This window comes from Rhodopirellula sp. UH5 (assembly GCF_056839225.1).
The window spans coordinates 1,191,404-1,206,185 of the sequence record NZ_CM166390.1; the positions used below are offsets into that span (position 1 = coordinate 1,191,404).

11 protein-coding genes are annotated in these 14,782 nt (G+C 55.4%); 5 read left to right on the forward strand and 6 right to left on the reverse strand.

Annotation, left to right across the window (positions count from 1 at the left end; genetic code table 11):
* The first annotated feature begins 23 nt into the window (after positions 1–23).
* The 3 genes from pelA to UH5x_RS04350 all read left to right on the forward strand — a co-directional run bounded on the left by pelA (position 24) and on the right by UH5x_RS04350 (position 2,282).
* Positions 24–890, forward strand: coding sequence for a pectate lyase (gene pelA, locus UH5x_RS04340; RefSeq protein WP_482634840.1), 867 nt, complete (start codon positions 24–26; stop codon positions 888–890).
* Positions 891–903: 13 nt separating this feature from the next.
* Positions 904–1,035, forward strand: coding sequence for a pectate lyase (locus tag UH5x_RS04345; protein ID WP_482636123.1), 132 nt, complete (start codon positions 904–906; stop codon positions 1,033–1,035).
* A gap of 131 nt (positions 1,036–1,166) precedes the next feature.
* Positions 1,167–2,282, forward strand: coding sequence for an alpha/beta hydrolase fold domain-containing protein (locus tag UH5x_RS04350; protein ID WP_482634841.1), 1,116 nt, complete (start codon positions 1,167–1,169; stop codon positions 2,280–2,282).
* Between the two features lie 15 nt (positions 2,283–2,297).
* Here the strand turns inward: UH5x_RS04350 and UH5x_RS04355 are convergent, their stop codons facing one another.
* The gene (locus tag UH5x_RS04355; RefSeq protein WP_482634842.1) at positions 2,298–3,299 is read right to left on the reverse strand and encodes a DUF1853 family protein; all 1,002 of its coding nucleotides are present in this window, start codon (positions 3,297–3,299) and stop codon (positions 2,298–2,300) included.
* Positions 3,300–3,856: 557 nt separating this feature from the next.
* Between UH5x_RS04355 and UH5x_RS04360 the strand changes: the two genes are divergently transcribed.
* Together UH5x_RS04360 and UH5x_RS04365 are read left to right on the forward strand one after the other, a co-directional pair.
* A complete protein-coding gene (locus UH5x_RS04360; protein WP_482634843.1) occupies positions 3,857–6,178 on the forward strand; it encodes a glycoside hydrolase family 2 protein in 2,322 nt (773 codons plus the stop codon).
* 340 nt (positions 6,179–6,518) lie between these two features.
* Positions 6,519–7,991, forward strand: coding sequence for a sulfatase-like hydrolase/transferase (locus UH5x_RS04365; protein WP_482634844.1), 1,473 nt, complete (start codon positions 6,519–6,521; stop codon positions 7,989–7,991).
* A gap of 73 nt (positions 7,992–8,064) precedes the next feature.
* Here UH5x_RS04365 and UH5x_RS04370 read toward each other — a convergent pair whose 3' ends face one another.
* The 5 genes from UH5x_RS04370 to UH5x_RS04390 form a co-directional block, all read right to left on the reverse strand.
* Positions 8,065–8,262 carry a hypothetical protein gene (locus UH5x_RS04370; RefSeq protein ID WP_047816978.1) on the reverse strand — a complete coding sequence of 66 codons (198 nt, stop codon included), beginning with the start codon at positions 8,260–8,262 and terminating at the stop codon, positions 8,065–8,067.
* A 125-nt stretch (positions 8,263–8,387) separates the two neighbouring features.
* Positions 8,388–9,629 (reverse strand): DUF1559 domain-containing protein, encoded by a 1,242-nt coding sequence (locus UH5x_RS04375; protein WP_047816979.1) that lies wholly within the window; start codon positions 9,627–9,629, stop codon positions 8,388–8,390.
* A gap of 449 nt (positions 9,630–10,078) precedes the next feature.
* Positions 10,079–11,275: a DUF1559 domain-containing protein gene (locus UH5x_RS04380; protein WP_047816980.1), complete on the reverse strand. Its 1,197-nt coding sequence runs from the start codon at positions 11,273–11,275 to the stop codon at positions 10,079–10,081.
* A 218-nt stretch (positions 11,276–11,493) separates the two neighbouring features.
* On the reverse strand, positions 11,494–11,667 hold the full coding sequence (locus UH5x_RS04385; protein ID WP_236696664.1) for a hypothetical protein: 174 nt from the start codon (positions 11,665–11,667) through the stop codon (positions 11,494–11,496).
* Between the two features lie 138 nt (positions 11,668–11,805).
* Positions 11,806–14,535, reverse strand: coding sequence for a CRTAC1 family protein (locus UH5x_RS04390; protein WP_482634845.1), 2,730 nt, complete (start codon positions 14,533–14,535; stop codon positions 11,806–11,808).
* Positions 14,536–14,782 lie beyond the last annotated feature (247 nt).

Genomic DNA, 14,782 nt, shown 5'->3' on the forward strand with positions numbered 1-14,782 from the left:
TTGGTTACTTTCAGAGATTCAACATGCAACGGATATCAATCGTAATCTTGGCGGTTCTGACCGCCAACGCTTCACTCCTGTCAGCGGCGACGCACGCCGAAACAGTCGCCAAGCAAACCGACGAATGGTTCCGCGGTGCCGAAGGACAACGCGAGATGCGTTGCATTCTGTCTTGGCAAACCGATCATGGCGACTGGCCAAAGAACACTGACACGACGTCCAAACTGTTCACCGCTGGCGATGACAAGCCGAACGGCACCTTCGACAATGGTGCCACCATTGGTGAACTGCAAGCCTTGGCGAGAGCGTTCAAAGCGACGAGCCAAGACGAATACAAGTCAGCCTTTTTGAAAGGTTTTGATCATCTCTTGGCCGCCCAGTATCCCAATGGTGGTTGGCCACAATACTTTCCGCTCAGCAAAAAGTACCACCGCCACATCACCTTCAATGACGGCACGATGATCAACATCATGCAGTTCCTTGAAGAGGTGGCTGAAATCCCAACCTACGAGTTCTTGGACGAGCAACGCTTGGTTCGGACGCGAACCGCATTGACTCGCGGGATCGAGTGCATTTTGGATTGCCAGGTAATCGTTAACGGTGAACGGACCGTTTGGTGTGCTCAGCATCATGCCGAAACGCTCGCCCCGGTCCTGGCCAGAAGCTACGAGCATCCATCGCTCAGTGGTGCTGAGAGTGCAGGAATACTCCTCTACCTGATGGAATTGAATGAACCATCACCACGAGTGATTCAGGCAGTGGAATCCGGCGTGAAGTGGTTCGACTCGGCTAAGGTGAACGGTTACCGCTACCGAAAAGGGAAGGGATTGCCATCGTTGATCGCGGATCAAGACGCCCCGCCAATCTGGGCTCGGTTTTATGAAACTTGAAACCAACCGTCCGATGTTCAGCGATCGCGATGGGACAATCGTTCACGATTTGGACCTGGTTGGTGAAGAAAGAAGAAGTGGCTACACGTGGTATGGAAACTGGGGATCAAAGGTCGCCAAAGCTCACGCAAAATGGATGAAGTAGCCCGACGCAATGCCCATTCGATCACGGTGAACTGTATCAAATGCCGGCATACATGATTCGGTCGCGCACTGGGGCTATCATGAATCGCTCGCTACGACTGCCTCCACCTGCCGAACGAAGCCGAGTTGAAGATGAATCATTCTTTCCGCCTATCAGTCCTGTTAACGCTGACGCTGACCGCCACATGTTGCTGGACTTCGGACGCGTTTGCGCAGCGTGAACGCCCGACCATCAAGGATCGCTTGGAAGACGACGATGCAAACGACGACGGGAAAGTCACCAAGGATGAATTCAGTGGTCCCCCGAAACTATTCGAGCGTCTTGACCGTGACGGCGACGGTCAAATCGACATCGAGGAAGTCGTGGGGAACGCGTCTGTGAGACGGCCCACAAACGCTCGAAACTCACCTTCTCGCTCCCTGCACGGTGTCGAAGTCAAACGCGATGTCGTCTTCGGTAAAGGCGGCGACCGCGACCTGAAAATGCACATCGTTTTGCCCGAGTCAAAACCGAGCAAACCATTGCCGGCTTACGTTTGGATTCACGGCGGTGGATGGCAGGCGGGTTCCAAAGAAGGCGGCGTCAACCAAGTCGCGAGAATCGTGGCGGAGGGCTTTGTTGGCGCGACGATCGAATATCGCCTGACCGGTGAAGCCCCATTTCCGGCACAAATCGAAGACTGCAAATGCGCCATTCGCTATCTTCGTGAACACGCCAAGGAATACGGCATCGATCCAGATCGCATCGCTGTCGGTGGCAGTTCAGCGGGCGGCCACTTGGTTGCATTGCTCGGAACCAGCGGCGACGTCGATGAACTCGAAGGCTCCGGCGGTTGGCCTGAACGATCCAGTCGTGTGCAGGCAGTGGTCGACCTTTATGGGCCAACTGACTTTTCGAAGTTCGTCACCACAAAGGGCTTTGAGTCCCACGATCGCGATGGTTCGCCGGAGTCGAAATTGCTCGGCGGAGGTGATGTCCTTGGGAACGACGAAGGAATCCGTCGCGTCAATCCAATCACCTACATCGACGACAAGGATCCGCCCTTTCTGATCATTCACGGAACGAGTGATCCCGTCGTTCCGGCGAACCAGAGCCAACTGATCCATGAAGCTCTCGAATCAGCCGGGGTCGAAACAACTCTCAAACTGATTCGAGGCGCAAAGCATGGTGGCCGCGAATTTGCAGATCCCGAAATTCGCGACCTGATCACGACGTTTTTGAAGAAGCACCTTCAACCGTCTGAGTGAAGACGTTGCCCCGACTCAGTTGTCGGGCCACTGATTGGGAACAATGAAGAAACGCTCGATGAGGTCCGTCGAGGCGACACGGGACAGACAACGACGAGCCGCGAAAATGGGGCGGTCAAACTGCGCGGATTGCTGGTCGACGGCGGTGAGAAACTTCTCGATATCCATCCATGGTGCTGACGCATCACCGCTTGAATTCACCGACAACCAGTGAGGCTTTTTCAGTATTCGAAATTCACACTCCGGGTCCGTAACCTTCTGCAGTTCGCGATGATGCACCCACAATCCTCGGTCGTGATTGGCTGACATCCATCTTGGCTGCTCTGGCACGCTGTCGACCCCGGGCGGGTAGAACAAGCAACCTTTCACGATCGCTTCGCGAACTTCAATGTCCTTTCGAATGCGTTCGCTCAACAACAACTGATGTTCATGCATCCGTTGCGTCTTCCGCTCGAACGTGTCGCTTGAGTTCGGTCCCACAAAGTGACTTCCGCGACAGGGTTGCCCGGTCAGGTACAGGTAAAATTTCACCGCGACTTCCCAGTGAGTGAGCCTGCCTCGCTCATCAACGAAAAGAAAATCAATCTCGCCGAGCGTCTTGCCTTGGTCGCGAATGGGCAATGCGTGTGCGATGATTTCCAAGCCGCGAATGTGTTGGAGCCAATACAAGATCAATCGTTCAAAGTACGGCCCGACCTTGTTCGACACCTGCTCCTCCATGAAAGCCCAGAGGTGCTGCTCATCAATTTGGCTAAGCGCAAGCGACGAGCCATCCGCTGCTGGCGAAAGGAGGGATGGGCTGTTCACCACCCAAAGCAAGTCTTTGGCGTATTGATTCAACCTATCGTCGTAGTGCATTGTCATGGGACGTGCGGCGGCGAATCGTCGGAACGATTCGGGCGACCGTGCGAACAAATCCTTCATGTCGTCCGCGTTGTATCCAAAGGCGGACTCAAACGCGTTGATCTCCGCAAGCACCTCTTTCACGTCTTTGGGCGCTGCGTCTTTCTCTGACATTTGATTTACCTTGCATCAGCCTTATACGTTGAAAGCGACGTGGCATCGCTAAGCAGGTCGGCAGGAATCTCTCGGTATTTGAACCGTTTGGGTAGACGTTGTTGCTCCCACCTAAAACCGGGGCCAACGCCCAAACGGCTCACATGGTGATGCCCGATCATTCCTGCCGACCTGCTTAGCTTCCCTCGCGGTGACGGACATGACCATTGGGCAGGGACAAATCAGCCGTCAATTCTTGCGATTTGGAAAGTCTGTCCATCGAGCATTTGAAATGGCCCCACGTCTGGGGTCGTGGGTTCCTGGGGTCGACCGTTCTCCTCAATCGCCACCGAACGCTTTACTACGACCCGTTGTCATGCTAACCTAGCCATCATCGCAAGGGGCGAACGGCCCCACAACCCCAGTAAACGTCGCCTTTGATGCTCGTTCAAGTTAACAAGTAGGCAATCAACGTCTCACACCTGCGCTCCCGCACCCTTCGAACGCTCGCAACCACTCAGTTTCTCCGTCACACTATTGACCGTTCATCTCCCCATCCCCATTTGATGAGTTCCCCCATGACAAATGCTGGCTTCAAGTCCATTTCGAAGCATTCACTGCTGTTGAGCGGATGGTTCCTTTTGCTCTTCTGCCATGCTGTCACCGCGCAAGAGATCAACGATGCGTGGAAGTTCCAGCTAAAAGCACCCGCTGAAGGCTGGCAACAACCCGGTTTTGACGATTCTGACTGGTCGGACGCGGCCGGAGGTTTTGGGACGCATGAAACCCCCGCTGCACGAATTGGACACGTTTGGGACACCGACTCGATTTGGTTGCGAAAGTCGTTTGAGCTGGAATCGGTTCCCGCGAATCCAGCGTTGTTGGTCCACCACGATGAAGACACCGACGTGTACTTGAATGGGGAATTGGTTGCCAAGTTGAGCGGCTACAGCACCCAGTACCACACGCTTCCTCTCGAACCAGCCCAAGCGGCGGCACTTCGCATCGGAACGAACCTGATGGCGGTGCATTGCGTGCAAAAAGCGGGGGGCCAGTTCATCGATGTTCACGTGGTCGATTCGCAGAACATCCCCCAACTTCCCAAACCAGAACTGAGCACGAAACCGTTCCACTCGGAACTCATCACCAAGTGGGGAGCTGCACTGACGGCAGACAACGCGTGGACCGAATACCCGCGACCTCAACTGCAACGATCCAATTGGACCAACCTGAACGGCAACTGGGACTACGCAATCACGCCGAAGCAATCGCAAACGCCAACTCAATGGGCTGGCGAGATTCTGGTCCCGTTTCCACTGGAATCCAAACTGAGTGGCGTCCAGCGTCTGCTCGATTCAGAAGAAGCACTGTGGTATCGACGGAACTTTGAATGCAACCAAGCAGCAGGCAAGCGTACGCTGCTGAACTTCGAAGCGGTCGACTATCGATGTGAAGCGTTCGTCAACGGACAACCAGTCGGCGCTCACACGGGAGGCAACACGCCGTTCACGTTTGATATCACCGACGCTGTCCAAGCTGGACCAAATGAGCTGATTGTCCGCGTGGAAGATGCAACCGAAGAGTGGCAATTGCGTGGCAAGCAAACCTTGAACGCTCACGGGATTTGGTACACCCAAGTCTCGGGGATCTGGCAAACCGTTTGGTTGGAAGAAGTCGCTTCGGAGCACATCCAAGATCTCAAGATCCAAACAGACGCCCAAACTGGGTCGATCTCCATCGCAGTCGAGCGGACCGGCAGCGGCCCCGTTGAAATTCAAATCCAAGACGGTGACCAAGTCGTTGCCAGCGGGACGGCCCAATCCGAGCCCCTGACCCTGACCATTCCCAGCGCAAAGTTGTGGTCACCGAATTCTCCGCACCTTTACACAATCCATGCGAACTTGCTGGACAGCAGTGGCAACGGCCAGGATCAGATCCAGTCCTACGCAGGAATTCGGGATGTCGGGAAAGTCCAAGACGCCGACGGAAACTGGCGTTTCACCCTCAATGGCGAAACCATCTTTCACTGGGGGCCACTCGACCAGGGTTGGTGGCCGGACGGATTGCTCACGCCACCGTCCGACGAGGCGATGCTTTTTGACATCGAGTGGCTGAGGTCCGCTGGCTTCAACATGATTCGCAAGCACATCAAGGTGGAACCACGCCGGTACTACTATCACTGCGACCGCCTGGGGATGATGGTTTGGCAGGACCAGGTCAGCGGTGGCGTTCGCGAGCAAGCATGGCCCAAGTGGACACGACTGGCGGCCAATCCGGCTGACGCCGCTTGGCCTGCCGAACCACACGCCCAGTTCATGCGTGAACTGGAGTGGATGATTGATTCGCTCGAGAACCATCCATCGATCGTGTGCTGGGTCCCCTTCAACGAAGCTTGGGGCCAGCATTTGACGATGGACGTGGGCCAGTGGACCGTCGAACGAGATCCTTCGCGTCTCGTCAACATCGCCAGTGGAGGCAACTTCTGGCCGGTGGGCGACATCGTCGATGAACACCGATACCCGCACCCGGGATTCCCGTTCCAATTGAATCAGAATGGACGCTTCGATGATTTCATCAAGGTCATCGGCGAATTCGGTGGCCACGGCTATCCCGTCCAAGGACACCTTTGGGACGCCAATCGTCGCAACTGGGGATACGGCACGCTCCCAAAAAACGAAGCGGAATACAAAGACCGCTACAGAACGTCGATTGAGAAGCTCCAAGAGCTCAAACGACAAGGCATCGCCGCTGGCGTCTACACACAAACGACGGATGTTGAAGGAGAAATCAACGGGCTGATGACCTATGACCGCGAGGTGATCAAAATCCCAGCCGAGGAGTTGGTCGAACTTCATGCACCGCTTCTCGAACCAACCGCTTCAGCCAACTCCAACGAGTGAACTTCTAACAACTGAAGTGAATCAAAAGTATCTTGTCGCTCGGATCGTTTTCGGTCCGAGCGTTTTCTTTTGCAGGATCAACTTGTTGCATCGCTCCATCGGCAACGCGACAATCCGTGGCTCTCGCTAAGCAGGTACGCAGGTGTCATCGGGTATGTGAGCCGTTGGCGTTGGCCACGGTTTTCACGCGCAACCGGGGCGAACGCCCAAACGGCTCACATGGTTGTGCCCGATCATTCCAGCCGACCTGCTTATCACGCCCCTTCCGTCTCAAACCAAGCCATCATTCGATCCCAGACTCCCCCCAATTCCTTCCCACCACAATGAGGAAATCACCCTGATGATTCGCCCCCACCTGAAATTTCTGCGACAACGAACTCCGATTCGTTCGCTGGCCACCTGCCTGCTGCTTTTTCTGAATCCCTTCGCAACGGACACCGCGGCAGCAACCGTCGATGACAAGCGTCCCAATGTGCTACTTGTGTTCATTGACGACATGGGCTGGGAAGACTTCTCATGCTTTGGAAACCACGACGCCCAAACACCGCACATCGACGAGATGGCGAGTGAGGGCGTTCGTTTCGAACAATTCTATGTGAACTCGCCGATTTGCTCGCCATCAAGAACGGCCATCTCAACCGGCCACTACCCACAACGTTGGCGAATTGGCTCCTACCTCAGCAATCGCGACCACAACGAACAACGCGGAATCGCTCAGTGGCTCGATCCCAAGGCTCCGATGCTGGCCCGTTCGCTGAAACAATCCGGGTACGCTACCGGTCACTTTGGCAAGTGGCACATGGGCGGGCAGCGGAATGTCGATGACGCACCATACATCACCGAGTACGGCTTCGATGAGTCGCTCACGAACTTTGAAGGCATGGGCCCAAAGCTGCTGCCTCTGACGCTGAAACCGGGCGATGAAGAACCCGGACGAATCTGGGCCGATGCTGAACGACTCGGCGATGGTTACCGTTGGATGCAGCGTTCGGAAATCACTGGCGGATTCGTCGACGCTGCGATTCCCTTCATTCAGCGTGCGAAAGCCAAGCAGCAGCCGTTCTACATCAACCTGTGGCCCGACGATGTCCACTCGCCCTTCTGGCCACCGGTGGATCAATGGGCGGACGGCAAACGCGGTTTGTACCTTTCCGTGTTGGAAGAAATGAATCGCCAACTCGGCAAACTATTCGACGTGATTCGGAACGACGAAGAACTTCGCAACAACACGCTGGTATTGATTTGCTCGGACAACGGGCCCGAAAAGGACGCCGGTTCGGCAGGTCCCTTCCGCGGCTACAAAACCCATCTCTACGAAGGTGGTCTTCGTTCGTCACTGATTGCCTGGGGCCCTGGCCTCGTCAAACGCTCTGGCGAGGTGGACCGCACGTCGGTCTTCTCGGCAATCGATTTGGTTCCGACCCTGTTGGACCTGACGAGCAGCGATCACCCTGCCGGAGCCCAATTCGACGGTGAGTCGGTATTGTCTGCGATCACCGGTGACGGTGGATCACGAACCTCCCCGTTGTTCTTTCGCAGGCCTCCTGATCGCGATGCCTACTACGGCGTGAGCGACCTACCCGACCTGGCGATGCGAAAGGGAAAATGGAAACTGCTGTGTGAATACGACGGTTCTTCCGCCGAGCTTTACAACCTCGAAGAAGACCGCGGAGAAACCACTGACGTCGCTGCAGCGCACCCCAACGTGGTCCAAGAAATGTCCGCCGCGGTGGTTGCCTGGCACCGTTCGCTCCCCAACGACAACGGCGCCACCTACCGCGAAAAGCCAAAGAAGAAAGGCCGCCCCCGTTGAGGAGGGCGACCTTTCATGCGTCTTGAAGCAGGCTCACCTGAACTCATCTCACGATGAGTTCAAGTGCCCTGGCTCAGCGATAGTTGTCTTCGTAGTTCTCAGTTTGTTGCTGAGCCTGCTCTTCGTAGTCTTGAAGTTCTTGTTCGGTCATCGGACCATCTTCGGATTCGACAACGGTGTTCCCACCTGGTCCACATCCGGTGAAGGTGAGCGGCATGCCAGCAACGAGGGCAACCAAGCACAGCCGTTTCATCCAAGAGGTATCATTCATTGAGTTCGCTCGATTCTAAAAAGGGTTTGAAATAGAAATCAAAGGATGGTGCCGCGACGGCGTTCAGCTACCCAGCGGGCAGCTTTCAAGCGGACAAGGCATCATCCCATCAGACGAGGAAGGGATCAGAACGCCCCTTCGATCGTCTCCTTGCCGTTCCGAGTGCCAAGTGCACCCCAAACGCCATAGGGCGATTCCGCCCCAGGGCTGTTGTTGGCCCAGATCACTTCGGCGTGGATGTTCCCTGCGTCAATGCTGTCGGTGATGAACTTCACCGCGCCATCGCCGAGCACGACATGAACGCCGCCCTGGTGCTGACTGCTTGGCGGAGCGATCGCCCAGGCGGAATCCGAACGGTTTGGCATCACCATCTCACGGTTCGGAGGAAGAATCGTGTTGAATGCAGAATAGATCGTGGCACCATCTGCCCAACGAAAACCGCGGCCATAACCTGAGTTGAGGTTACGAACGATCGAGTCCGTGGTGTCCAACCAGAATTGTGGTCGAGCAGGATCTTTGGCAGCCGTCGTGTCAGCCCAGCCTGGGTCCGAACCAAGTTGAGTAAAACCTGGACCAACTGCCGCATCAGTGTTGATCGCACGCGGGTTCACGTGGGTTGCCATTTCGCCCAACATGATCGTGTTGCTGAGCCCGTCCGTGACGTCACGGAAACGCATCAAAGGACGTGTGCGGGCTTGGCCCAATCCTTTGATACCGTTGACCGTGTTGCGGAAGATGAAAAATCCACGCAACGACTGGTTGACTTGGTTCGCACGGCCACTGTCTTCGTAGTAGAAACCACCCGATGCATTGAGCGGACCAACATCCCCGTAGTGCAATCCATCGCCGTAGCTGCAAGCGTAATTGCTTCGTCCCATGGCGGGCGAACCAACCCCTGGGTCACTGGGGCAACGGAAGGTTCCGATGTCAGTCATCCAAGGCGTGTAGTTGCGATCCCAAGCCCGCGGTCCCATCGCGGGATAGTTCACTGTGCCGTCACCATCGGAATCCATTGGATTGCTGATCTGTTCCCACAACGCTTGTTGCTCAACGTAGGGCAAGATTGGGATCAACCAACTGATTCGTCGACCATTTCCCGCGTTGCCATTTTGAGTCGTCTGACTTCCGGCAGTGTTGTCGGTGCCTCCCCCATTGGGTGGCAGGCCGTTGAACGCACTGTGGTAGTTGTGAATTGAAAGTCCAAGTTGCTTCATGTTGTTTCCGCAACTCATTCTCCGCGCAGCTTCACGAGCTGCTTGAACGGCCGGCAAAAGTAACCCGACCAACACTCCAATGATGGCAATCACCACGAGCAGCTCAACCAGCGTAAACGCATCGCGACCACTCCTCTGTTCCGTTTTGATCATTGATCAATCCTTCAAATCTGAGAAAGAATAAGACAAGGCAGACAGGAACACACGCAGCACGATCCAAATGCTCAGAAAGCCATTTAGACACTTCATTACGAGTCCCCGCTACTTAAATTTCGCGCCTCGCGGCCCCCGTGTCAAGCTCCAGAGTGCCAATCTGCACCTCTGTTATGGAAGTAGTCCGCTCCCACCCTCTCAACCCTTGGTGTTTCGGCGAAGCACCGGGTTTGGGCAATCAGCAAAATCACACGTGTCCAACGGGACCGCCTTTGGTAGATCAGCAACAAACTGAAGCCCGAAAAGCAATCCAGCCACCCTTTCCACTGTACATATGCACCCGTCCGTTTCTGTCTGCGATCGGATCGACTTCACCTGCACGCGCATAAAAAAACCGCGTGGTGCTTGAAGCACCACGCGGTCGTGATCTCAAATCAGAGGAACGAGCCTCAGAATTCAGTGTCGATGACTTCTTTCATGCCCTTGGTGCCCAGAGCACCCCAGAGGCCATAGGGACTTTCGCGTCCCGCACCGCCGTTGGCACCACGACCGTCGCCATTGTCACGGCCGTAAGCCACATGATCCTGGTTCCCAGCATCGATCGACGAGGTGACAAACTTCACGGCACCGTCTCCCATCAAGATGTGCACACCACCCTGGTGGCGACTGGCAGCGGAGTAGATACCGAAGTTGCCTTCGCCACGACAGACGTTGAAACTATTCGGTGGCGCGATAGTCATGAACGAGGTGTAGGTTGGACGCCCGTCCGCCCAACGACGACCACGTTGGTGGTTGGGATTGCTGTCCCAGTTGGCGCTGTCGGACCAGAACTGAGGACGTGCCGGATCAATCACGCCCGCAGTCGTCCAATGGCTCGGCGGAAGATTGGCGACGTTCCCGTCCCGGTGAATCGAGTTGAAGATTTCACGGTTGCCATTGCCCACGACAATCTCTCCACACATGATCGTGTTGGACAGACCATCCAGGACATCACGGAATCCGGTGAAGTTTCGTCCGTGGAATGTTCCACGAGCCCAACGATTCCCTGCAGTGGATCCCCAGGTCCCGTCACCGCTGGGCTGACCGTTCCCGTCCTGATAACCATTGTGATGTTGTTCAAAGAATGCGTCACCCGTGCAGGCAGCGTAGTTCGTGAACGCAACCTGTGTCGGCGCGGGAACGACAGGATCGCTCGGGCAGCGATACATCGGCACCTGAGTCAACCAAGGTTGGTAGTCCTCATTCCAGGGTGTTCCGCCCATCGCGGCGTAGGTGTTGGGAGCGGTCAAAGCGTTCCCGTTCCGATCAAAGTTGAACGGATTGGAAATGGTTTCCCACATGCCCTGTTGTTCAACGAAAGGCAAGATGCCAACCAAGAAGGAAAGATAACCACGGTTGTGGGTGTAGTTGTTTCCCCCATCGATGTGCGTGCCGCTTTTGTGCTTTGGCAGCTTGTTGTAAGCAGCATGGTAGTTGTGCAGTCCCAGCCCCATTTGCTTGAAGTTGTTGCTGCAACTCATTCGACGCGCGGCTTCTCGTGCAGCTTGTACAGCCGGCAGCAAGAGCCCCACGAGAACCCCAATGATCGCAATGACGACCAGGAGTTCGACAAGAGTGAAACCCTGTCGGGTTTGATTGCTTCTCATAAAATTCAAAATCCAAAAATAGAAAAGAAAAGAAAGTCTTTGTTGGTGACCATCAATGAAGATCCGCTGATGCCACCTTGAATGTGCCCCAAGGGGAACAATGCCCCTTCTATCAACACCTATCGTCCATCCACGTCTCTTAAGAATCGTTCGATTTGATCGAATCCAATTCACGCTCCCGAGGAAGTCTCCACGAAAGGCAACCCTCAATCAAGATTTCAGTTGCCGTACTGTTCCTTGAAGTCCTTCTCCATCTGAGCGTCGTAGTCCTCTTGGGCCTGCTTCTCGTCTTCCGTCATGGCAGGCACCTCGGATGGGTCGTACTCGGCATCCCCACTTGGCCCGCACCCTCCCAACGCAATGCATCCAAGAGACAAGAACAATGAGAACACAACGCTTCGGTACATATCGTCAGACCTAAAAGTGGGGGAGAAATCGATCGCCGAAAAGACAAGACAAACCGCCCGCCGAGAAGGAGGAACGGGAGTGGAAGCGATCGCTAATCGAATGGTAAGGCAACCTCACCGACACTATCTATCATAGCGAGTGGCGTTGATCACGCCAGAGCCTTCTAAGATTTGATACCGTTGGTTGACCGGCAGCGTTACGACTGTCTCTTTCAAACCGGAAGGCCACGCAATCTTCAGAGTGACAGTTCCCGTTGATTCGCCCAAGCCAACGTGCATCAAACCCTGACCGGTGCTCATATAACCCCCTCCGGAAAGGACAAAACCAGTCATATTCTGACCGCCGGTTTCGGTGTTGTAGGACAGCCCAACGATGGCACCCACAGCCGCTTTTTCGCCGTGTTTTCCAATGAATTCGAGCTGAACGGAGTCTTCCGAAGGGGTGTCATTCCTCAGCAATGCGACCGGTCGATCAAGATGGTTTGCCAAGAGGTCCATCCGCCCGTCGCCGTTGTAGTCCAATAGCGCGAGTGTGCGTCCAATTTGTTCACCTGCGAAATATGAACCGCTCATCTGGGTGTGCTCTGATACAAACCCACGCTCCCCGCCGCGAAATAACTGCGGCAGCATTTTGAACGGGACACCCTGAGAATTTTTGTTAAACAGGTGACCGTTCAAAACAGCCAGGTCCAGCCAGCCATCGTTGTCGAAGTCAGCTGCTTGGGTTCCAAAGCCTGTGGTGGACCGCGAGGGCGTGTCCAACCCATACGCCAGCGATTCATCGGCGAAGAATCCTCCGGCTGTCTGCACAAACAGATTCACAGACTCCTTATGGAAGTTGGTCACATGAAGGTCCAACCGACCGTCTCGGTTGAAGTCCCCAGCGGCGATCCCCATGCAGGCTTCTCCAATACCACTGCGGCCCACCGCACAACCTGCCAACCCGGCATTCTCAATCATCCCGGCAATTGATTGAACACTCTTTCCATCTCTCCCCCCCAAGCCTTCTCCATCGGCGGGGGGACTGGAACACTCCGAGACCCAAAAGTGATTGAGGTCACCGTCATTGGAAACAAAAAAATCGTTTCCACAGCGGCTGTCAAAGTTTCCAATGATCAGTCCAAACCCAAGCTTTGGACGTGCAGCCATCGCATCGCACACTGCTTCCCATGGGATCAAGGTCCCATCGGGTTGCATTTCATAGGCATAGTCTTGGGCAACGCGATAGCTTTGTGGTTGGCAGTTGTCGAATGGAGGTGAGCACTTCACTTGGAAGGCGGACGGATCGTCGATGTAGTTGATCTCGACCAATTCGGGCAACGCATCGCCATTCAAGTCAGCGAGCCCCAAACTGGATGTCCACCGATTTTCGTTGCCGACGATCCGATTGGGATCGAGCCGAAAGGTACCGTCACCTTGATTGACATAGACGCTGTTTCGTCCGATGTTCGCCACAAGAATGTCGGGGAAACCATCCTGGTTCACGTCACCCACGCAGATCCCTTGTCCATACCCGCGGTCGCCGGCCTGGCAGACGTCGGTCACTTCTTGAAAATGCCCGTTGGGCAACTGGCGATAGAGTTGATTCGGTCGTGAATTCATCTTGTTCGGATCGCCCCCAGCTCGAGCGAAATAGGTGTCACAGCGACCGTCCAAGTCGTAGTCCAAAGCAGCCAGTCCAACGCCGTTGGCTTCATGCAAATAGAACTCCTTCCCATCGGCTGGATACCCGTTTGTGAAAGCCGTGTTGATCCCCAATTCTGCGGCCACATCGTGGAAGACCAGCGGTGTTTGCAAGGATCTCTCGGTCGCGCCAGCGATCTCAATGGAGTCGTTCAACGTTGGCATTCGAAACGGTTCCGGGGCAAATCCCACGGTCCGTAGAAGTCGCGCCTGCTGGATCTGCGACTCTGATGCTTTTGCCTCCCAAACCAACAAGGCTTGCCTACGTTGCTCAAGCTCCGGAAGCAGACCGGGAAGCTTGCCCGTCATTTGCCCGGCCCGTCTCGTCCATGCCGCTGACTCCCAAGGACGAAACCAGCTTTGCATTCGCTCTGCGATCCACTCCGCTTGCTCTGCATCGGCGTCCCGAGCGAGCCGAAAAACCTTGTCGAGATCGCCCATCCACTGTCGCAGTCGTGGAAGTTGCTTGTGCCATTTCGAAGATTCCGGCAACTGCTTCTCCGTCGTCGAGACGATCAATCGGAGCGCAGCGCGGTTGGTTGGATCGCGACGAAGCGTTTCCGCCCATGCGTCCACGGCCTTCACGTGCTGATTTCCGTGTGCCAACCAAATTCCGATCGCCAACCAGAATTCAGGTTCATCCGGCAATGTCATCGGTCGATCCATCCCTGCCACACCGTCAGCGACTGACCTCGACGTTTTGACTTCTTTGACATCGTCCGGCAGTTCAGAAATCCATTCTTGGAGTTCGTCCCATCGTGCGTTTTCAGCCAGCACGCGACCGGTCAACGCCACGACCGTTGAATGGTCGGGATGACTGCGACGAACCTTCATTAGCATGGGCAGGACGACGTCCGCTTCAGCCCGCGGCGAGAAATAGGCAATGCGGGCATCTCCCAACCCGAACATCGTTTCGGGCCCCATTCCGGGCATCCCACCATAGTGCACCAAAGAAAACGGCCCACTCAGGTCAATGAGACTGAGCAATTCGTGATGTTCAATCACCCGCATTCGGATCAGCTGACGCACGTGCTGGCTTGCCTCATACCGACGCCCTTGGGCACTCAGCAATTGTGCTAGCAGGCGGCGGGACGTGACATCGTCCGAATCCCGCTCCACCGCACTCTTGAGCAGCGTTTCCGCCTCAGAAAACTTTGACGAACGGAGCAACTCATCGAACGCTTTCGCCGTATCCTTTACGATCGGAGCGGCGTTGCGATCCGTTGTCGCAGCTCGTTTCGCCACTTCCCTGGGAGTGGATCCGGACGGCTGGTCCGTCGAAGCCGCTGGTTCGGATCCCGATCGACCACACCCGCTCACACAGCTCACGCCGAACAAAACAAGAACGAACCATTCTCGGCAGAGCGAGTAGCATTCGAATCGAAGCAAAGAAGACGTCATCAATTTTGGCTTTGCG

What these genes read in the sequence shown, in the direction of transcription:
- pelA (WP_482634840.1), top strand. Translation starts at nt 24, where the DNA reads ATGCAACGGATATCAATCGTAATCTTGGCGGTTCTGACCGCCAACGCT.
- UH5x_RS04345 (WP_482636123.1), top strand. Translation starts at nt 904, where the DNA reads ATGTTCAGCGATCGCGATGGGACAATCGTTCACGATTTGGACCTGGTT.
- UH5x_RS04350 (WP_482634841.1), top strand. Translation starts at nt 1,167, where the DNA reads ATGAATCATTCTTTCCGCCTATCAGTCCTGTTAACGCTGACGCTGACC.
- UH5x_RS04355 (WP_482634842.1), bottom strand. Translation starts at nt 3,299, where the DNA reads ATGTCAGAGAAAGACGCAGCGCCCAAAGACGTGAAAGAGGTGCTTGCG.
- UH5x_RS04360 (WP_482634843.1), top strand. Translation starts at nt 3,857, where the DNA reads ATGACAAATGCTGGCTTCAAGTCCATTTCGAAGCATTCACTGCTGTTG.
- UH5x_RS04365 (WP_482634844.1), top strand. Translation starts at nt 6,519, where the DNA reads ATGATTCGCCCCCACCTGAAATTTCTGCGACAACGAACTCCGATTCGT.
- UH5x_RS04370 (WP_047816978.1), bottom strand. Translation starts at nt 8,262, where the DNA reads ATGAATGATACCTCTTGGATGAAACGGCTGTGCTTGGTTGCCCTCGTT.
- UH5x_RS04375 (WP_047816979.1), bottom strand. Translation starts at nt 9,629, where the DNA reads ATGATCAAAACGGAACAGAGGAGTGGTCGCGATGCGTTTACGCTGGTT.
- UH5x_RS04380 (WP_047816980.1), bottom strand. Translation starts at nt 11,275, where the DNA reads ATGAGAAGCAATCAAACCCGACAGGGTTTCACTCTTGTCGAACTCCTG.